Origin of the sequence: Allobosea sp. (genome assembly GCF_030694325.1) — a bacterium.
In the GTDB taxonomy this organism is placed as follows: domain Bacteria; phylum Pseudomonadota; class Alphaproteobacteria; order Rhizobiales; family Beijerinckiaceae; genus Allobosea.
In genome coordinates, this window is record NZ_JAUXYO010000297.1 from 1 (window position 1) to 17,817 (window position 17,817).

Annotated in this window: 18 protein-coding genes; 7 read left to right on the forward strand and 11 right to left on the reverse strand. The window is 68.8% G+C overall.

Features of this window, described 5'->3' with window-relative positions; genetic code table 11:
• On the reverse strand, positions 1–230 hold a 230-nt coding region (locus Q8M82_RS19145), incomplete at its 3' end, for a ChbG/HpnK family deacetylase (RefSeq protein ID WP_305692888.1).
• Positions 231–377: 147 nt separating this feature from the next.
• Here Q8M82_RS19145 and Q8M82_RS19150 point away from each other — a divergent pair.
• Both Q8M82_RS19150 and murJ read left to right on the forward strand, forming a co-directional pair.
• Positions 378–1,403 carry a glycosyltransferase family 2 protein gene (locus Q8M82_RS19150; protein ID WP_305692923.1) on the forward strand — a complete coding sequence of 342 codons (1,026 nt, stop codon included), beginning with the start codon at positions 378–380 and terminating at the stop codon, positions 1,401–1,403.
• A 212-nt stretch (positions 1,404–1,615) separates the two neighbouring features.
• Positions 1,616–3,142, forward strand: a complete 1,527-nt coding sequence (murJ, locus tag Q8M82_RS19155) for a murein biosynthesis integral membrane protein MurJ (RefSeq protein ID WP_305692889.1) — start codon at positions 1,616–1,618, stop codon at positions 3,140–3,142.
• A 167-nt stretch (positions 3,143–3,309) separates the two neighbouring features.
• Here murJ and Q8M82_RS19160 read toward each other — a convergent pair whose 3' ends face one another.
• The 4 genes from Q8M82_RS19160 to Q8M82_RS19175 all read right to left on the reverse strand — a co-directional run bounded on the left by Q8M82_RS19160 (position 3,310) and on the right by Q8M82_RS19175 (position 6,266).
• Positions 3,310–4,290: an NAD(P)H-dependent flavin oxidoreductase gene (locus Q8M82_RS19160; protein WP_305692890.1), complete on the reverse strand. Its 981-nt coding sequence runs from the start codon at positions 4,288–4,290 to the stop codon at positions 3,310–3,312.
• A 5-nt stretch (positions 4,291–4,295) separates the two neighbouring features.
• The gene (locus tag Q8M82_RS19165; protein ID WP_305692891.1) at positions 4,296–5,180 is read right to left on the reverse strand and encodes a branched-chain amino acid aminotransferase; all 885 of its coding nucleotides are present in this window, start codon (positions 5,178–5,180) and stop codon (positions 4,296–4,298) included.
• 107 nt (positions 5,181–5,287) lie between these two features.
• Entirely contained in the window at positions 5,288–5,620 is a 333-nt protein-coding gene (locus Q8M82_RS19170; RefSeq protein ID WP_305692892.1) for an AzlD family protein, read from the reverse strand.
• Positions 5,607–6,266, reverse strand: a complete 660-nt coding sequence (locus Q8M82_RS19175) for an AzlC family ABC transporter permease (protein ID WP_305692893.1) — start codon at positions 6,264–6,266, stop codon at positions 5,607–5,609. Before Q8M82_RS19175 ends, Q8M82_RS19170 begins: the two co-directional genes overlap by 14 nt.
• Before the next feature lie 178 nt (positions 6,267–6,444).
• On the opposite strand from Q8M82_RS19175, the gene Q8M82_RS19180 reads away from it, so the two are divergent.
• Positions 6,445–7,110, forward strand: coding sequence for a 4'-phosphopantetheinyl transferase family protein (locus tag Q8M82_RS19180; RefSeq protein WP_305692894.1), 666 nt, complete (start codon positions 6,445–6,447; stop codon positions 7,108–7,110).
• Positions 7,111–7,123: 13 nt separating this feature from the next.
• On the opposite strand, the gene Q8M82_RS19185 is transcribed toward Q8M82_RS19180, so the two are convergent.
• The 6 genes from Q8M82_RS19185 to pheS form a co-directional block, all read right to left on the reverse strand.
• The gene (locus Q8M82_RS19185) at positions 7,124–7,870 is read right to left on the reverse strand and encodes a TerC family protein (protein ID WP_305692895.1); all 747 of its coding nucleotides are present in this window, start codon (positions 7,868–7,870) and stop codon (positions 7,124–7,126) included.
• Between the two features lie 157 nt (positions 7,871–8,027).
• Complete coding sequence (locus Q8M82_RS19190; RefSeq protein ID WP_305692896.1) at positions 8,028–9,107, reverse strand: tartrate dehydrogenase; 1,080 nt, start codon at positions 9,105–9,107, stop codon at positions 8,028–8,030.
• On the reverse strand, positions 9,104–10,015 hold the full coding sequence (locus Q8M82_RS19195; RefSeq protein WP_305692897.1) for an alpha/beta fold hydrolase: 912 nt from the start codon (positions 10,013–10,015) through the stop codon (positions 9,104–9,106). The genes Q8M82_RS19190 and Q8M82_RS19195 overlap by 4 nt, the downstream gene beginning before the upstream one ends.
• 239 nt (positions 10,016–10,254) lie before the next feature.
• Positions 10,255–12,678: a phenylalanine--tRNA ligase subunit beta gene (pheT, locus tag Q8M82_RS19200; protein ID WP_305692898.1), complete on the reverse strand. Its 2,424-nt coding sequence runs from the start codon at positions 12,676–12,678 to the stop codon at positions 10,255–10,257.
• Complete coding sequence (locus tag Q8M82_RS19205) at positions 12,675–13,862, reverse strand: glycosyltransferase (RefSeq protein WP_305692899.1); 1,188 nt, start codon at positions 13,860–13,862, stop codon at positions 12,675–12,677. Before Q8M82_RS19205 ends, pheT begins: the two co-directional genes overlap by 4 nt.
• A 28-nt stretch (positions 13,863–13,890) precedes the next feature.
• Positions 13,891–14,973 carry a phenylalanine--tRNA ligase subunit alpha gene (gene pheS, locus Q8M82_RS19210; RefSeq protein WP_305692900.1) on the reverse strand — a complete coding sequence of 361 codons (1,083 nt, stop codon included), beginning with the start codon at positions 14,971–14,973 and terminating at the stop codon, positions 13,891–13,893.
• A 128-nt stretch (positions 14,974–15,101) separates the two neighbouring features.
• Between pheS and Q8M82_RS19215 the strand changes: the two genes are divergently transcribed.
• From Q8M82_RS19215 to Q8M82_RS19230, 4 genes are all read left to right on the forward strand, one after another.
• Entirely contained in the window at positions 15,102–15,566 is a 465-nt protein-coding gene (locus Q8M82_RS19215) for a hypothetical protein (RefSeq protein ID WP_305692901.1), read from the forward strand.
• 172 nt (positions 15,567–15,738) lie between these two features.
• Complete coding sequence (locus Q8M82_RS19220; protein ID WP_305692902.1) at positions 15,739–16,248, forward strand: hypothetical protein; 510 nt, start codon at positions 15,739–15,741, stop codon at positions 16,246–16,248.
• 8 nt (positions 16,249–16,256) lie between these two features.
• Positions 16,257–16,874, forward strand: coding sequence for an SCO family protein (locus tag Q8M82_RS19225; protein WP_305692903.1), 618 nt, complete (start codon positions 16,257–16,259; stop codon positions 16,872–16,874).
• Positions 16,875–16,905: 31 nt separating this feature from the next.
• Positions 16,906–17,685, forward strand: coding sequence for an LOG family protein (locus Q8M82_RS19230; RefSeq protein WP_305692904.1), 780 nt, complete (start codon positions 16,906–16,908; stop codon positions 17,683–17,685).
• The last annotated feature ends 132 nt before the right edge of the window (positions 17,686–17,817 follow it).

The following is a 17,817-nucleotide window of genomic DNA, read 5'->3' on the forward strand; positions in this document are numbered from 1 at the left end:
AGCCGCGCCATCGCGCCGAGCGGGGCCGCGCAGGTGAGGTTCAGATGCAGGCCGAGATCGGCTTGGTCGGCGAGCGCCCTGAATGCCCCGGCGAAGGTCCGCCAGTGCGGACGGTTGGTCATCGCCCCCGCCGCCGAGAGCTTGCCGGCTTCGAGCAGCGCCAGGATCGAGCGGCTGACCCCGTCGGTCAGCGCGAAATCGTCGGCGCATAAAACAAATCCGCTCGCCATGCCGGTTTGTTGTCCTCTGTTCAGGCGCCTTGCGCTAAGAGCGCCCGCAAGCTTTACGGTTCCGCACAGGCCCCGTCATCCCGGCACCGCCCGGCCTCGACGGGATCGCGCCGGCGAAGCCGCCGAGAGGTCAACCGCGTGTCCGAGATGCAGCCCCCTTCCGCTTCGCCCGCACCGCCCGGCCAATCCAGCCGGCCGGAGCTCTCGATCGTCGTTCCCGTCCACAACGAAGCCGACAATCTGCCGCTGCTGTTCGAGCGGCTGAAACAGGTGCTCGACGGCGCGGTGACCTCCTGGGAGCTGGTCTGCGTCGATGACGGCAGCCGGGACGGCACGCTTGCGGTGCTGCGCCTGCTGGCGAGCCAGGACCGGCGCGTCAGCGCGGTCTCGTTCAGCCGCAATTTCGGCAAGGAGATCGCCATCGCGGCAGGGCTCGACCACGCCTCGGGCAATGCCGTGGTGATCATGGACGCCGACCTCCAGCATCCGCCCGAGACGATCCTGGTCTTCCTGGAAAAGTGGCGCGAGGGCTATCTGAACGTCTATGGCCAGCGCTCGGACCGCGACGGCGAAACCCGGCTGAAGCGCAATTTCGCCAAGGTCTTCTACCGCCTCTTCGCCCGCTTCGGCGAGACCGAACTGCCTGAGGGCGCCGGCGATTTCCGCCTGCTCGACCGCAAGGTGGTCGATGCGCTGCGAGCCCTGCCCGAGCGGGCGCGTTTCTCGAAGGGGCTCTATGCCTGGGTCGGTTTCCGTTCGACGGGCGTGACCTTCGACGTCGCCGAGCGCGAGCACGGCGTCTCGAAGTTCCGCTACCGCAAGCTGTTCTCCTTCGCCTTCGACGGGTTGTCCTCGTTTTCGACCGTGCCGCTCAAGATCGCGACCTGGGCCGGCGTCGTCATCGCGGTGATGGCGGCGATGACGGCGCTGTTCTTCGTGCTGCGCACCCTGTTCTTCGGCACCGACCTGCCCGGCTTCCCCTCGCTGATCGTCTCGATCATGTTCTTCTCGGGCATCCAGCTCGTCTCGCTGGGGATGATCGGCGAATATGTCGGGCGCATCTTCGCGGAGGTGAAGCGCCGGCCGCTCTACCTGATCGGCGAACGGGTCGGCTTCGATGCCCGCACCGTCGACCATCCCCGCGGCGACGCGCTGCCGCCGCTGATCCGGTAGACGCTGGCGCTGCGATCTGGGATGTAGGCGACATCGTTGATTGCCGGTCCCTGCCGACACCCACCGTCATCCCGGACGAGCGGCAAAGCCGCGCTGATCCGGGATCCATTCCGGAACTCTGATCGCAAAGGTTCCGGAATGGATCCCGGGTCTCCGCTTCGCTCCGCCCGGGATGACCGCGCGGTGGTTGTGAGAAAAGTCGTCACGCGCTGATGCTTCGCAAAATCCTCTCCGTCGGCGGCTTCACCCTGCTCTCGCGGCTTTCTGGCTTCGTGCGCGACATCGTGCTGGCGGCCGTGCTCGGCGCGGGCGCGCTGATGGACGCGTTTTCGGTGGCGCTGCGGCTGCCCAATCATTTCCGGGCGATCTTCGGCGAGGGGGCGGTCAACCAGGCCTATATCCCGGCCTATGCGCGCATTCGCCAGCAGGGTGGCGAGGCGGCCGCAGCGCTGTTCTCCAACCGCGTCTTCAGCCTCAACCTGATCGTCCAGCTCGTTCTGGTGGCGATCGCGCTGCCCTTCATGCCCGAGATCGTGCGGCTGCTGGCGCCGGGCTTTGCGAATGATCCGCTGCGTTTCGATCTCGCGGTTTCGCTGACGCGGATCACCTTCCCCTATCTGCTCTTCATCACGCTGGTGACGCTGCTCTCGGCCAATCTGAATGCGGTCGATCGCTATGCGGCTGCCGCCGCTGCCCCAATCCTGATGAATCTCTGCCTGGTCGCGGCGCTGATGGTCGCTTTCCTGTTTCCGAACGCCGCCTATGCGGCCGCCTGGGGCATGGCGGCGGCCGGCGTGCTGGAATGGCTCTTGCTCGCCTTCGCCGCGCGGCGCGCCGGCGTCGCCGCCGCCCTGACCCGGCCGCGGCTGGACGCCGATGTGAAGAGCTTCCTCAAGGCGTTCGGGCCGGCCGTCATCGGCTCGGGCGGGGTCCAGATCGCGCTCTTCGCCGACACGATCATCGCCTCGCTTTTGCCGGCGGGGGCCTATGCGGCACTGTACTACGCCGAGCGGCTCTACCAGCTCCCGATCGGCGTGATCGCGATCGGCGTCGGCACGGTGCTTTTGCCGACCATGAGCCGCCTACTCGCGGCCGGCGACGAGGCGGCCTCCGACCGGGCGCAGAACCGGGCGATCGCGCTGACGGTCGTCGCGGCCGCGCCCTTCGCAGCGGCCTTTCTCGCCATCCCCGAACTGGTCGTCTCGGCGCTGTTCGAGCGCGGGCGCTTCGACGCAGCCGCGAGCCAGGCGGCGGGCGCGGTGCTGCTGGCCTATGCGGTGGGGCTGCCGGCGATCGTGCTGATCCGCACCCAGGTCTCGACCTTCCAGGCCCGCGGCGACACCACGACGCCGATGTTCGTCTCGCTCGCCGCCATCGGCGCCAATGTCGCGCTGAAGCTCTTGTTGTGGCGCGATTTCGGCGCGGCCGGGCTGGCGCTGGCGACGGCGGCCGGCGCCTGGATCAATGTCGCGACCCTGTTCGTCCTCGGCATCCGTCGCGGCTGGGCGAAGCCGGACCGGAGGCTCGCGGTGCTGATCGCGGTCACGCTGGCAGCGGCGCTCGTCGCCGGCCTCGCCGCGCGTTTGGCGGCGCCTGCCCTGCTCGCGGCGATGGCCGGCTTCCCGCACGAACCCCGGCTCGTCGCGGTGGCGGCCTTGAGCCTGCTCGCGGCGCTGCTCTACGCGGCGGTGCTCGCGGTCGGGCTCAAGGTCTCGGGGACGGTCCGGCTGCTGCGGTAGGGCTCAGGTCACGATGACTTCGCTCGAAAACACGGCGTCATCCTGGACAAGCCGCGAAGCGGCGCAGCTCCGGGATCCATCATAGGGCACCGACGAGCCCTATGATGGATCCCGGGTCGACCTGCGGTCGCCCAGGATGACGGTTGTGTTTCCGAGTGAAGTAATCATCAACCCAGCAGGCCCCGCGCCCGCTCGCCCAGCAGCACCGCCGCCTCGTCGACCATGCGCGTGACGATGTCGCCGGCCGAGGGCACATCGGCGACCAGCCCGACCGCCTCGCCGACGATGACCGCGGCGTTGTCGGGATCGCCGGCCGCGAAGGCCTCCCGATAGGCCGGCGCCTCCTGCTCAATCGCCGCCTTCAGCGCTTCGTCGCGGCCGGCCCAGCGGGCGGTGAAGGCATTGGCGGCGACGCGGATGTCGAAGGGTTTCGGCCAGTCGAGCCTTCGGGCGATGTCGGGCAGCGAGGTGCGCAGCGTGCCGTCGCCGGTGGCAGCCAGCGCGGCCTCCTGCTGCCGTTCATGGACCAGCGCCTCGCGGCTCGCCCAGAAGCGGGTGCCGACCAGCACGCCGTCGGCGCCCAACATTAGCGAGGCCGCGAGACCGCGCCCGTCGGCGATGCCGCCCGCCGCGAGCAGCAGCGTGTCGGGGCTCTCGCGCGCCAGCAGATCGGCAACCTCCGGCACGAAGGGAAAGGTCGCGCGGCGGTGGCCATGGCCGCCGGCCTCGCCGCCCTGCGCGACGATGATCGCCGCGCCCGCATCGAGCGCCTGGCGGACATGGTCGAGCGACTGGCACTGGCAGATCAGCGGGATCTGCGCTGCCGCGATCTCCGCCGCAAACGACGTGGGATCGCCGAAGGAGAGCATCAGCGCCGCGGGGCGATGCGCCAGCGCGGCCGTCAGCAGGTGCGGCTGCTTGGCCAGCGACCAGGTGATGAAGCCGCAGCCGGTGCGGGTGTTGCCGGCCTGGGCGAACTCACGCTCGAGCCAGTCGCCGTCGCCATAGCCGCCGCCGATCAGGCCTAAGCCTCCGGCGCGGGTGACGGCGGCGGCGAGCGCGCCGCCCGCCGCCAGCGCCATCGGCGCCGAGAGCAACGGGTGCTCGATGCCGAGCCGCCGCGTCAGCCTGGTGACGAGGCGCGCCATGGTCTTCAGGCCTTCGCGCTGTTGGCGAAGTCCATGTAGAGCTCGCGGGCCTTGCGATAGAGCGGGCCGGGCTGGAGCTGGCGGTCGTCGATGCGGCCGACCGGCACGACCTTCGAGTAGTTGCCCGAGGAGAAGATCTCGTCGGCTTGCTCGAAATCGCTGTAGCGCAGGCTGGTCTCCTCGACGGTGACGCCGTCCTGCCGCAGCAGGCCGATGACGCGCTGGCGGGTGATGCCGTTCAGGAAGGTGCCGTTGGGAACCGGCGTCTTCACCACGCCGTCCTTGGCGAGGAAGATGTTGGAGGTCGCGGTCTCCGCGACATTGCCGAGCATGTCGAGCACCAGCGCGTTGTCGAAGCCGGCGGCCTTGGCGGCGCGCAGGGTGCGGGCATTGTTGGGGTAGAGGCAGCCGGCCTTGGCGTCGGTCGGGGCGGTCTCGACCGTCGGGCGGCGGAAGACACCCTGTGTGACCGAAAGCCCGTTGGGCGGCAGGCCCATCGGCGCCTCGAAGAGGCAGAGGCAGAAGCGGGTCGAGTCCTCGTCGGGGATGATGGTGGAGATGCCGTCGGCCTCGGCCCAGTACATCGGCTTGATGTAGAGGGCGACGTCGCCCTTGAACTTCTTGATGCCCTCATGCGCCTTGGCGATGATCGTCTCGGCGGTTTCCGTCGGCTTCAGGCCGAGCGCGGTCGCGGAGCGGTTCACGCGGGCCGCGTGGAGCGCGAGATCGGGCGCCAGGCCGTCGAACCAGCGGGCGCCGTCGAAGACCGAGGAGCCCTGCCAGGTCGCATGGCTGCGCGGCCCCATGATCGGCGGGTTGCCCTCGTGCCACTCTCCCTCGAACCAGGTCCAAGTCTGCGAATACCAGGCCATCAGGCGCTCCTGCTGCATCGGTCGATGTCGCGCGCACCGTCTGCCGCGCGGTGTCCGGCGTCAACACGCAGCCCCGCACATCCCGATGACGGGATGTGATGGAAGCGATCGGTCGCGGTGATGGATCAAAACCCCAGCGCGCGCAGGGCGGCGATGACGCTCATACCCACGACCAGTGCGAGCAGTTCGTTGCGACGCAGGATCATGCTGCCCATCGCAGCGAGCAACGCGATGCCGGCCGCCAGGCCGAGCCGCTCGATCAGCGGCAGGACGGTGGCGGCGATGATCGAGCCCGGCAGGGCCGCCAGCCCGCGGCGGACATGTGGCGTCAGCGGGATGAAACCCATCAGCACCACGCCCGCGATGCGGCAGAGATAGGTCGCGACCGCCATGGCGAGGATCGCGATGACGGCGCCCCAGGCGCCAAGATTCGCCGAGCCCGGATCAGGCAGCGTCATCGCTGAACGCTCCCACGATCGCCCCGGTCAGGGAGCCGACGATGATGAAGGCGTAGCCTTCGACCAGCTTGGCCGTCAGCAGCGCGGCGAGGCCCGCGGCGACCCAGGGCACGGCGGCGCGGCGGCCGCGCCAGAGCGGCACGATCATCGCGGCGAAGAAGATCGGCATGACGAGGTCGATGCCGAAGGCGCGCGGATCGGAGACCAGCGCGCCGAGCCAGTAGCCCAGCCCTGTGAGCAGGACCCAGACCACCCAGAGCAGCAGCCCTGCACCGATCAGGACGCCGAGATCGCGCCCGCCCTCGGCCCGGTAGCGCGTGCCGATGACCCAGTTGGCGTCGGTGAAGAAGAACAAATGGAGCGCGTTCAACGCCTTCGGATAGGACGCGAACCAGGGCTGCAGCGACGCACCCTGCAGGATCATCCGAGAATTGACGGTGGCGGTGACGACGGCGAGGCCGGCGATGGCGCCCCAGCTCCATTCCGGCCGCCAAAGCTCCATCGCGACGAGCTGCGAAATGCCGCCATAGACCAATGCGCTCATCAGCAGCGTCTCGACGAGGCTCAAGCCCTTGGCCGAGGCCGCCGCCCCGAAGGCGACGGCGAAGACGACGACGCCCGGCACCAGCACCATGACCCTGCGCATGCCCAGGCGAATCCCGGCCGCGCTCACCTGTGCCGCAGTTCGCTCCATCGACGGCTTCTCTCCCATGGTGCGTGGCCGTCTTTGGCCGCCCTTGCGCCGCCCGGGGCGAGCGGGAGGCGTGGTGTCCTTCCAAAGCCGAACCGCGCCGCAGGTCAACGCTGTCAGACGGGCGGGGCGCATGAGCCGCACACAGGGCGCGATGGCGGGTGCCGGCGCCCTGCCCTATCCTGCCGCGATGATCTGGCTCCGCAATGCCGACGACATCGCCGAAAGCCTTCCCGCCATCTGGCTGGTGGCGACGCCGGAGCGGCCCGCGACGCTGCCCGAGCGCTCGGCGCTGCGTCGGGGGGTGGCGGCCGGCATTCTGGCGCGGCAGCTCGGCCTGCCACTGGCGGCGATCGCGATCGGCCATGAGGCGGGCGGGCGCCCTCTGGTCGCGCAGCCCTCCGGCAACGGGCTGCATCTGTCGCTCGCGACACGGGCCGGGATGGTCGCGGTGGCGCTCGCCCGCCGGCCGGTCGGCGTCGACGTCGAAGCCGTGGACGAAACCGCCGCCCCGCCGATGGGTGTCCTGCATCCGGAGGAATCGGCCTGGCTTCTCGCTCAGCCGCGGGCGAGCCGCGCTTTGGCCTTCGCGCGGCTGTGGAGCGCCAAGGAGGCCTATGTGAAGGCGCTGGGGACGGGCTTCGCGCGCGCTCCCGAGAGCTTCGCCGTCTCGCTCTCGGCGGAGGGGCGGGTCACGGTGCGGGACGGAGCGGACGCCCTGGTGGCGAGCGGTTTCAGCCGCATCATCGAAAACGGCGGCCAGGAGATCCCGGCCGCCGCGATCGTCGTCATCGGGTGAGGCGAAAGGGCGCTCAGCCCTCGGCCGCGCGGTTACCGCGCCGCTGCTTCAGCCCATAGGCGATGGCGCAGACGAGTGCGGCGCCCATCACCGAGGTGACGTAATGCGGCATATTGGCAGGGCCGATCCCGAGCGCGCTGACCTCCGGCGGCACGGGCTTCACCCAGGTCGGCATGTTGACCTGAAGCCATTGCAGCACAGCGATGTCGCCGAGGATCATTTCGGCCGCGATCCAGCCCAGCAGGGCCGCGCCGATCCAGATCAGGATCGGGTAGCGGGTGATGATCGCGGTCAGGAACTGCGCGCCCATGATGATCAGCGGGATCGAGAGCAGCAGGCCGAAGATGAACAGCTCGGGGTGTCCGCGCGAGGCGGCGGCGATGGCGATGACGTTGTCGAGGCTCATCACGGCATCAGCGATGGCGATGGTGCGCACCGCCTGCCAGAGCGTGGTGCCGCCGTCGATCTCGGCATGGCTTTCGTCCTCGCCGAGCGCGAGCTTCACCGCGATCCAGAACAGCAGGATGCCGCCGACAATCTTCAGATAGGGCACCAGCAGCAGGTAGGTGACGACCAGCGCGAAGATGATGCGCAGGCCGATCGCCGCGGACGCGCCGAGCCAGATGCCGACCTTGCGCTGCTTCTCGGGGAGAGAGCGGCAGGCGAGCGCGATCACGACCGCGTTGTCGCCCGACAACAGCAGGTCGATCCAGATGATCTGGAGCAGCGAGACCCAGAATTGGGAGGATGAAAAATCCATTGGTCGGTCAAGTCCTCGTCGATCGGGGCACTGCGCCCTCCTGTGACCTTACGGGCCGCTCAACGCAAGAGGCTCGATCAGGCCAAGGGAGGCAAAGCCCGGTGGCAGCGCGCCGCCTCGCCCCGAACGGGTGACGGCGCGCAGGGTTCCATGGCCGTCAGCCGAGCGCCTGCTCGACCGCCTTGCCGGCAGCTTCGGTGCCCAGCGAACCGCCGAGATCGCGAGTGCGGGTGCGGGCATCGCCCAGCGCCCGCTCGATGGCGGCCTCGATGCCCTTTGCGGCTTCCGTCTCGCCGAGATGGTCGAGCATCATCGCCGCCGACCAGATCTGGCCGATGGGATTGGCCACACCTTGGCCAGCGATGTCGGGCGCAGAGCCATGGACCGGCTCGAACAGCGAGGGATGGTCGCCGGTCGGATTGATGTTGCCCGACGGCGCGATGCCGATCGTACCGGTGCAGGCCGGGCCGAGGTCGGAGAGGATGTCACCGAACAGGTTGGAGGCGACGACGACGTCGAACCGGTCCGGGTTCAGCACGAAATGCGCGGTCAGGATGTCGATATGGTACTGGTCGACGGTCACATCCGGGTACTTCTTCGCCATCTCCTTCACCCGCTCGTCCCAGTAGGGCATGGTGATGGCGATGCCGTTCGATTTGGTGGCCGAGGTCAGCTTCTTGCGCGGGCGGCGCATGGCGAGTTCGAAGGCGTATTTCAGCACGCGGTCGACGCCGACGCGGCTCATCACCGTCTCCTGCATGACGATCTCGCGCTCGGTGCCGGCATACATGCGGCCGCCGACGGAGGAGTACTCGCCCTCGGTGTTCTCGCGGACGACGAAGAAGTCGATGTCGCCGGGCTTGCGGCCGACGAGCGGGCCGGGCACGCCGGGCATCAGCCGCACCGGGCGGAGGTTGACGTACTGGTCGAATTCGCGCCGGAACAGCAGCAGCGAGCCCCAGAGCGAAATGTGGTCGGGCACCTGGGCGGGCATCCCGACGGCGCCGAAGAAGATCGCGTCATGGCCGCCGATCTGGTCCTTCCAGTCGTCGGGCAGCATCTTGCCGTGCTTGGCGTAGTAGTCGCAGGAGGAGAAGTCGAACTCGTCCAGGCGGAGCTCGAAGCCGTATTTCTTCGAGGCCGCCTCGAGGATGCGCAGCCCCTCCGGCATCACTTCCTTGCCGATGCCGTCCCCGGCGATGGCGGCGATGCGGTAGACGCGGTTGGTGCGGCTCATGACTTGTCTCCGAAGAAGGCGATGAATTCGGCGGCGACGAGATCGGGAATCTCCTCGGCCAGATAATGCCCGCCGGGCAGGCCGCGGCCTTGGACGTTCTCCGCGCGCAGGCGCCAGAGCGCCAGCGGATCGAAGCATTTGCCGATGATGCCGTTCTCGCCCCAGAGCGCGAGCACGGGCTGCGTCAGCTTGCGGCCACCATCCTCGTCGTCATGGCGGATGTCGATGGTGGCGGCGGCGCGGTAATCCTCGCAGGAGCCATGGATGGTCTGAGGATCGGCAAAGCAGCGCAGATATTCGGCCAGCGCTTCCGGCGCGAAGGGCTTCAAGCCCGCCGCGCCCGAACCGCACTTCTTGCGCCAATAGGCCTCCGGATCAGCCCCGATCATCTTCTCCGGGAAGGGCGCCGGCTGGATCAGGAAGAACCAGTGCCAATAGGCGCGGGCGAAGGCGTCGGTCGTGCCGGCATACATCTCGCGCGTCGGCGCGATGTCGAGCGTGGCGAGCCTGGTCACGCGCTGCGCATGGTCGAGCGCCAGGCGATGGGCGACACGGGCGCCGCGGTCATGCGCGCCGACCTGGAAGCGCTCATGGCCGAGCTGCGTCATCACCTGCGCCATGTCGAGCGCCATGGCGCGCTTGGAATAGGGGAAATGCTCGGCGTCGGTCAGCGGCTTGTCGCTGTCGCCATAGCCGCGCAGATCGGCGCAGACGAGGGTGAAGCGGTCCTTCAGCCGTCCCGCCAGCTTGTGCCAGAGCACATGCGTCTGGGGATAGCCGTGCAGCAGCAGCAGAGCCGGCCCCTGCCCGCCCGTCCGCACCCGGATGCGCGCGCCCGACGTCGCGACGTCGAGCAACTGGAAGCCGGGGAAGAGGCGGTCGGTGACGGGAAGTTCGGTGATGGCCATGGATGCCATTTCGGAATGTGCGATCGAGAGCGCGTACGCCTATTTCGGCGGAATTGCGCGCAGCGATTATTACACAATCCAGATCAATGGTGTGGGGGACGGAACCGCGCCATCCTCCTGGACAAGCTGCTAAGCAGCGCCGCTCCGGGATCCATCATAGCGCTCTGGAGCCCTTCGATGGATCCCGGGGCAAGCCCGGGATGACAGCGTGTTTCCGAGTACACACCTGCAGGTGCGCCCTATCCCCGGAGCACCGCCCCATAACGCTTCGCCATCTCGGCGACGATCTTGGCGCCGACCGCCTCGATCTCGGCTTCCGTCAGCGTCTTCTCGACCGGCTGGAGCGTGACCGCGAGCGCGACCGACTTCTTGCCGGGCTCGACGCCCTGGCCCTCGTAGAGGTCGAAGACCGAAACGTCGGAGATCAGGGCGCGATCGGCGTTCTGGGCGGATTTCACCATTTCGCCAGCCGCCGTCGCCTTGTCGACGATGAAGGCGAAGTCGCGCGTCACCGGCTGGAAGCCCGAGAGGGTGAGCTTCGGCTTGACCTTGGTCGGCTTGTATTTCGGCAGCGGCAGCGCATCGAGATGGATTTCGAAGGCGACCAGCGGTCCCTTGGCGTCGAGCGCCTTGAGGATGCGCGGATGGACCTCGCCAAAAGCGCCGATCACGCCCTTGGGGCCGAAACGCAGCGTCGCCGAGCGGCCGGGATGGGCCCAGGCCGGGCCGCCCGCCACGACCTGCAGCCCGCCGGTCGGCACGCCGAGCCCGGCCAGCAGCGCCAGAACGTCGGCCTTGGCATCAAAGGCATCGACGGGCTTGGCCACGCCATCCCAATGACGGCCGGCACCCTCGAGCCTCGCCGTGCCCCGGCGCAGGCCGGTCGCGGCCATGAGCTGGCCTTCGGGCTGGTCGCTCTGGAAGATCTGACCGACCTCGAACAGGGCGACGTCGCCGAAGCCGCGATCGGCATTGGCCTGGGCGGCGCGGATCAGCCCCGGCAGCAGCGAGGGCCGCATGTCCGAGAGATCGGCCGCGATCGGGTTGGCGAGCACGAGCTGGCGCGAGCCGCCGCCAAACAGCTTGGCCGACTCATGGTCGATGAAGGACCAGGTGACGGCCTCGACCATGCCGCGGCTGGCGAGCAGGCGCTTGGACTGGCGGGTGCGCTTCTGAAGGACGGTGAGGACGGGCTTGATCACTTCGCCGGTGATGCGCGGCAGCGGCGTCGAGACGACGCGGTCGAGCCCGGCGATGCGCAGGATCTCCTCGACCAGATCGGCCTTGCCGCCGACATCGGCGCGCCAGGAGGGGGCGGCGACCTTGACCCGCTCGCCCTGCCCCGAGACGTGGAAGCCCAGCGAGGTCAGCGCCAGTTTCATCTCCACCACCGGCAGGTCGAGCCCGGTCAGGCGCTTGACCTCGGACCATGGGAAATCGATCGCATGGGCGCTGTCGGGCAATTCTCCGGCGAAGACGATCTCCGAAGGCTCGCCGCCGCAGAGATCCATGATCATCGCCGTGGCGAGATCGAGCCCCGGCCGGCAGAACTCGGGATCGACACCGCGTTCGAAGCGATAGCGCGCATCGGAGGTGATGCCGAGCGCGCGGCCCGAGCGGGCGATGTTGAGCGGGTCCCACAGCGCGCTCTCGACGAGCACATCGGTGGTGCCCTCGTCGCAGCCGGAGGCCTCGCCGCCCATGATGCCGGCGATCGATTCGACGCCCGCCGCATCGGCGATGACGACCTGCTCGGAGGTCAGCGTGTAGGTCTTGCCGTCGAGTGCCACGATCGTCTCGCCGTCGCGGGCGCGGCGCACGACGAGGTCGCCCTTGACCTTGGCCGCGTCGAAGACGTGGAGCGGGCGGTTGCGGTCGAGCGTCATGAAATTGGTGATGTCGACGAGCGCGTTGATGGGCCTGAGCCCCACGGCGCGCAGCCGCGCCTGCAGCCAGTCCGGCGACGGGCCGTTCTTCACGCCTCGGACCAGCCGCAGGCCGAAGGCCGGGCAGAGCGCCTTGTCCTCGGGGGCGAAGTCGAGCTTCACATCGACAGGACAGGGGAAGGCGCCGCGCACGGGCGCCACCGACGGCGTCGTCGTCCTGCCGAGGCCGGCGGCGGCGAGATCACGCGCGACGCCGGCGACGCCGAGCGCATCGGCCCGGTTGGGCGTCACCGCGATCTCGATGACCGGGTCGCTCAGGCCGGCATAGGCGGCGTAGGACTGGCCGACGGGGGCATCCTGCGGCAGGTCGATGATGCCGTCATGGTCCTCGGACAACTGCAGCTCGGCGGCCGAGCAGAGCATGCCGTTGGATTCGACGCCGCGGATCACGCCCTTGCCGAGCGTGATGTCCTTGCCCGGAATATAGGTGCCTGGCGGGGAGAAGACGCTCTTCATGCCGGTGCGGGCATTGGGCGCGCCGCAGACGACCTGCACCGGTTCAGCCCCGCCGGTGTCGACCAGGCAGACGCGCAGCCGGTCGGCATTGGGATGCTGCTTGGCCTCGATCACATAGGCCACGGTGAAGGCGGCGAGCGCCTGGGCCTTGTCGTCGACGCCCTCGACCTCGAGCCCGACGCGGGTCAGGGCTTCCGTGATGGCCTCGACCGGCTCGGTCGTGTCGAGATGATCCTTCAACCAGGACAGGGTGAACTTCATGAGCGTCCGTCACTTCTCGTCATTGCATGGGACATCGGGGCCGGCGCGGCGTTCAGCTCGTCCTCCCCGTCCGTCTTGATCTTCATCGCGTTGCCGCGCCAGCTGACCTCGCCGGCAACGAAGGCGTAGGCCCAGACGCCTGGAAAGACGATGTCGCGGATCAGCAGCGCCAGCGGCATGCGCCAGGAGCCGTACCAGCCGACGCCGCGCGCGAAGGCCAGTTCGGCCGCGTACCAGGGCAGCAGCACGAGGACCGGCGCGAGCCAGGCGGACCACCCTAATGACGGCAGCGCGACGGCCGCCGCCAGCACCGCCAGCAGCGGACCGGAGAGGATCTCGGGCAGGAAGAACGGCAGGAAGGTCACGCGCCGCAGCCGTGCCCAGCGGAACTGGCGCTGGACCACGTCGCGCAGGCTGCGCTCGCCCAAAGGCTGCTCGAAGGGCCGGCCGACGAGATGGACATGCTTGCCGGCGCGGCGCACGAGCTTCGTCGCCGCCGCATCCTCCGCGATCTCCTCGCCCAACACGGCGATGCCGCCGCGGGCATCGAGGAAGGGCTTGTTCCAGAGCATCGACTTGCCCTGGGCGAAGCCGAAGCCGCAGGCCTCGCCGGCGAACTGCCAGCGCGCCTGGAAGGTGTTGAGGAAGGCGCATTCCAGCTCGGCCCAGAAGCCGAAGGGCCGCGAGCCCACCGGCGTCGAGCAGACCAGCCCGGTCTCCTCCCCCCAGGAGGCGAGCAGGCGCTGGATGTAGTCCTTCGGCATCAGCACGTTGGAATCGGCGAGGATGACCCATTTGGTCTGCGCCGCCTCCCAGCCCTTGACGCAGTTGTTGAGCTTGGGATTGGCGCTGACCTTCACGTCGCCGGTCATCAGCTTCACCCGCTCCGCGCCGTAGCGGGCGATCAGCTCCTCGACCATCGGCACGATCGGGTCGTCGGCATCGGCGACGGCGAAGATCGTGACATAGTCGGGATAGTCGAGTTCGAGCCCCGAGATCGCCGTCTCGCGGCTGAAGGCCTCGATGCCGCGCAGTGGGCGCACGATCGTCACCGGCGGCAGCGCCGCGAGCAGGGCCGTCTGCCGGTCGCGGCGGCGCAGGCGAACAAACGCGATCGCCTGGCAGAGCAGGTTCGTCGCGACGAGCAGCACGGCGAACAGGCCTGCCCATCCCGCGGCCGTCATGACCTCGCCCTCCGTTTGGCGGCGGCGCTCACGCCGAGAGGCCGCCGGTCAGCGTCGGCAGGTCGAGCGGGCGGAAGCCGTAATGGCTGAGCCAGCGCACATCCGCCTCGAAGAAGGGGCGCAGGTCCGGCATGCCGTATTTCAGCATGGCGATGCGGTCGATCCCCATGCCCCAAGCGAAGCCCTGATAGACCTCCGGATCGAGCCCGCAATTGCGCAGCACGTTCGGGTGGACCATGCCGCAGCCGAGGATCTCGAGCCAGTCCTCGCCCTCGCCGAAGCGGATCTCGCCGCCCTTGCGCGAGCACTGGATGTCGACCTCGACCGAGGGCTCGGTGAAGGGGAAGAAGGACGGCCGGAAACGCATCTTGACCGTGTCGATCTCGAAGAACGCCTTGCAGAACTCCTCGAGAATCCACTTCAGGTGACCCATATGGGCGCCCTTGTCGATCACCAGCCCCTCGACCTGGTGGAACATCGGCGTATGCGTCTGATCGGAATCCATGCGGTAGGTGCGGCCGGGGCAGATCACCCGGATCGGCGGCTGCTGGGCCAGCATGGTGCGGACCTGGACCGGCGAGGTGTGGGTGCGCAGCAGCTTGCGCTCGCCATTCGCGTCTGGTGCGAAGAAGAAGGTGTCGTGCATCTCGCGGGCCGGATGCCCGACGGGGAAGTTCAGCCTGGTGAAGTTGAGGTCGTCGGTCTCGACATCGGGCCCCTCGGCGATCGAGAAGCCCATGTCGCCGAAGATGGCGGTGATCTCGTCGATGACCTGGCTGATCGGGTGGATGCGGCCGCGCGCCTCGGGCCCCTCGCGCACCGGCAGCGAGACGTCGATGGTCTCGGCGGCGAGCCTGGCTTCGAGCGCAGCCTCCGCCAACGCTTCCTTGCGGGCGGCGAGCGCCGTCTGGACCTGGTCGCGCAGGCCGTTGATCAGCGGGCCTTTCTCCTTGCGCTCGTCGGGCGTCATCCCGCCCAGCGTCTTCAGCAGCGCCGAGATCGAGCCCGCCTTGCCGAGCGCGCCGATCCTGATCTGCTCCAGCGCCGCTTCGTCCTGCGCTTTCGCGATGTCCGCAAGGAGGCTCGCGCCCAAGTGATCGATCTCGTCCATGCCTGCTCTGGTCCGTTTGCGAGGCATCTTCTAGGGTGTCGCCAGCGTCGATGCTAGAGGCAATCACGCCGGCAAAGCAGGCGGACGCTCGCAAATCCCGGGGGTTTGACGATGATGAGCGCCGCTTCATGACAGGGCTGTCGCAATCATGGTCGCGCCGCGTGTGGCTGCGGTCGGCGCTGCCGATCGTCGCGCTCTTCGCGGCCGGGCTCGCCGGGCAAGCGCAGGCGCAGGACGGACAGCGCGTCAGCATTACCGGCGAGATCGCCGACAGCTGGTGCACGGTCAGCGGGCTGATGTTCGCCAAGGGCAGCGCCCATCACCAATGCGCGGTCTGGTGCGCGCTGGGCGGCATTCCGGTCAGCATCCGCGATGCGGAGGGCGCGCTCTATTTGATCCTGCGAATCGGCGACGATACCGACAGCGTCGCCAATCCGCGCGTCGCGCGGCTGATGGCGCATGAGGTCACGGTCGATGGCGAACTGCTGGAGCGCGACGGGGTCAAATACCTGCTCGTGGACCAGATCGCCGACGACAAGGGCGTGATCAACCTGACCCATGACGAACACGGCATCCAGCCGTTCGGGAACTGAGGAGATGGGCCACTTTCCAGCCCTCATCCTGAGGAGCGCTCCGCAGGCGCGCGTCTCGAAGGATGGTTCAGCACGCTCCGGAGACAACTGGAGCATCCTTCGAGACGCCGCTGAGTTTATCCTTGGGCCGGCCTTAGGCCGGACCCGAGGGCGGCTCCTCAGGATGAGGGCTGTGGGCATCGGCGTCGCGGCTTTGGTCGTCTTCGCTCCCGCAGTCGCGCCCGCCGCCGAGCCCTGGGGCATCCCGCATGAAAAGCCGGTCGTGCTGAAGGGCCGCGTCGTCGAGGCGCTGTGCCATCTCAAGGGCGTTTGCGCGCCCGATTGCGGCGCCGGCAAGCGCCAGCTCGGCATCGTCGAGGCGGATGGCCGCTTCCGGCTGGTCGGCAAGGGGCAGATCGATTTCGCCGGGGCGGCGCCCGATCTCGCCGGCTTCTGCGGCCGCGAGGTCGAGGCCGACGGGCTCTTGATCGAGAACCCGGCGATCACGCTGTTCTTCGCGCAGGGCGTCCGGGAGGCCGGCAGCACAGCCCCGTTCACGCCGACAGAGCGCTTCAAGGCGCAATGGGAGGCCCGCAACGGCCCCGCGCCGGAATGGTGGCGCGCGGACCCCGAGTCGAATGCGATCATCGCCGAGACCGGTCCGCTCGGCATCAAGGGCCTCGTGCCCAAGCCGAAGCCCTGAGCGCGCGGATGCGGGCAAGCCCGACGCGACGCGCTCTGCTGGCCGGGCTCGCCACCGGCTGGAGCCTGCCGGCGCCGGCGCAGCATCACGGCCATTCCGGCCATGCCGCGCCTTCCCCCCGGCCCGATCCGCTGGCGGGGCGCTTCGGTGGGCCGTTTGCGCTGGTCGACCACAGCGGCCGGGCCGTCAGCGAAGGCGACTTCCGCGGCCGCTTCATGCTGGTCTATTTCGGCTTCACCCGCTGTACCGACACCTGCCCGATCGACCTTCCGACGATCGCGCAGGCGCTGGACGGGCTCGGTCCGCTGGCGGAGCGCGTGGCACCGCTCTTCGTCACGGTCGATCCGGCCCATGACACGCCGGCGGTGCTGGCGGCCTATGTCGGCGCCGTCCATCCCCGCCTGATCGGGCTGACCGGCAGCGAGGCGCAGATCGCGGCGGTGGCCAGGGCCTACAAGGTCCACCGCCGCAAGCTGACGCTGCCGCACCACGCGCCGGGCGAGCACAGCGTCGACCATGGCTCGCTGACCTATCTGATGGATCGCGAGGGGCGCTTCCTGACGCTCGTCCCGCACAGGACGAGCGCGGATCGCATGGTGGCCGTATTGCGAAACTATCTGGGGTAAGGCTGGGACAGATCCACCGGATTCGCAAGACATGCCCGACACGACCGCCAAGCCCGACAGCACGGCCCAGAAGAACTCGCCCTCCTACCGCCTGGCGGCGCTCGACCCCGACTTCATCCTCGGCGATTCGACGCGGGGCGCCCGCTTCATGCTCGAATACCAGAAGGCCGAGGACCATTTGCGCGCCCGCGGCATCCTCTCGACGGTCGTCGTCTTCGGCTCGGCGCGGGTGCGGGAGGGTGATCCCTGGTACGAGGCGGCGCGCGCCTTTGGCCGCCTCGCCTCGGAGCGCGGCGGGGCGCTGGCACCCGGCGATCTCGGGCGCGACCATGTCATCGCCACCGGCGGCGGGCCGGGCATCATGGAGGCGGCCAATCGCGGCGCGACGGAGGCCGGCGCGCTCTCGATCGGCTTCAACATCACCCTGCCGCACGAGCAGGAGCCCAATGCCTGGTCGACGCCCGACCTCACCTTCCGCTTCCATTATTTCGCGATGCGCAAGATGCATCTGGCGATGCGGGCCTCGGCGCTGGTGGTCTTCCCCGGCGGCTTCGGCACGCTCGCCGAACTCTTCGAGATCCTGACGCTGGTCCAGACGGGCAAGATGCGCCCTGTCCCGATCGTGCTCTATGACCGCGCCTATTGGCAGGCGCTGCTGAACCTCGAGGTGATGGCGCAAGCGGGGCTGATCCGGGCCGAGGATATGGCCCTGTTCGCCTATGCGGATACGCCGGAGGAGGCGTATGCCCGCATCGTCGAGGGCGCGGGCGACAACTGGCGGCCGGCGACGGAGGATGACGTGCAGACTTGAGCATCCACGTCATGCTCGGGCGAAGATCCGAGCATCTGCTGAACCAGACTCTCGGGTCTTCGCTTCGCTACGCCCGAGAATGACGACAGTGAGTCAACGAAAAAAGGCCGGCATCGCTGCCGGCCTCTTTGG

Excerpts from the sequence above, each read along its gene's own strand:
- Q8M82_RS19225 (WP_305692903.1), top strand. The coding sequence starts at position 16,257 with ATGCGGGCAAGCCCGACGCGACGCGCTCTGCTGGCCGGGCTCGCCACC.
- Q8M82_RS19165 (WP_305692891.1), bottom strand. The coding sequence starts at position 5,180 with ATGCAGCAGGAGCGCCTGATGGCCTGGTATTCGCAGACTTGGACCTGG.
- Q8M82_RS19215 (WP_305692901.1), top strand. The coding sequence starts at position 15,102 with ATGACAGGGCTGTCGCAATCATGGTCGCGCCGCGTGTGGCTGCGGTCG.
- Q8M82_RS19185 (WP_305692895.1), bottom strand. The coding sequence starts at position 7,870 with ATGGATTTTTCATCCTCCCAATTCTGGGTCTCGCTGCTCCAGATCATC.
- Q8M82_RS19230 (WP_305692904.1), top strand. The coding sequence starts at position 16,906 with ATGCCCGACACGACCGCCAAGCCCGACAGCACGGCCCAGAAGAACTCG.
- Q8M82_RS19150 (WP_305692923.1), top strand. The coding sequence starts at position 378 with ATGCAGCCCCCTTCCGCTTCGCCCGCACCGCCCGGCCAATCCAGCCGG.
- Q8M82_RS19160 (WP_305692890.1), bottom strand. The coding sequence starts at position 4,290 with ATGGCGCGCCTCGTCACCAGGCTGACGCGGCGGCTCGGCATCGAGCAC.
- Q8M82_RS19170 (WP_305692892.1), bottom strand. The coding sequence starts at position 5,620 with ATGACGCTGCCTGATCCGGGCTCGGCGAATCTTGGCGCCTGGGGCGCC.
- pheT (WP_305692898.1), bottom strand. The coding sequence starts at position 12,678 with ATGAAGTTCACCCTGTCCTGGTTGAAGGATCATCTCGACACGACCGAG.
- murJ (WP_305692889.1), top strand. The coding sequence starts at position 1,616 with ATGCTTCGCAAAATCCTCTCCGTCGGCGGCTTCACCCTGCTCTCGCGG.
- Q8M82_RS19205 (WP_305692899.1), bottom strand. The coding sequence starts at position 13,862 with ATGACGGCCGCGGGATGGGCAGGCCTGTTCGCCGTGCTGCTCGTCGCG.
- Q8M82_RS19195 (WP_305692897.1), bottom strand. The coding sequence starts at position 10,015 with ATGGCCATCACCGAACTTCCCGTCACCGACCGCCTCTTCCCCGGCTTC.
- Q8M82_RS19180 (WP_305692894.1), top strand. The coding sequence starts at position 6,445 with ATGAGCCGCACACAGGGCGCGATGGCGGGTGCCGGCGCCCTGCCCTAT.
- Q8M82_RS19175 (WP_305692893.1), bottom strand. The coding sequence starts at position 6,266 with ATGCGCAGGGTCATGGTGCTGGTGCCGGGCGTCGTCGTCTTCGCCGTC.
- Q8M82_RS19190 (WP_305692896.1), bottom strand. The coding sequence starts at position 9,107 with ATGAGCCGCACCAACCGCGTCTACCGCATCGCCGCCATCGCCGGGGAC.
- pheS (WP_305692900.1), bottom strand. The coding sequence starts at position 14,973 with ATGGACGAGATCGATCACTTGGGCGCGAGCCTCCTTGCGGACATCGCG.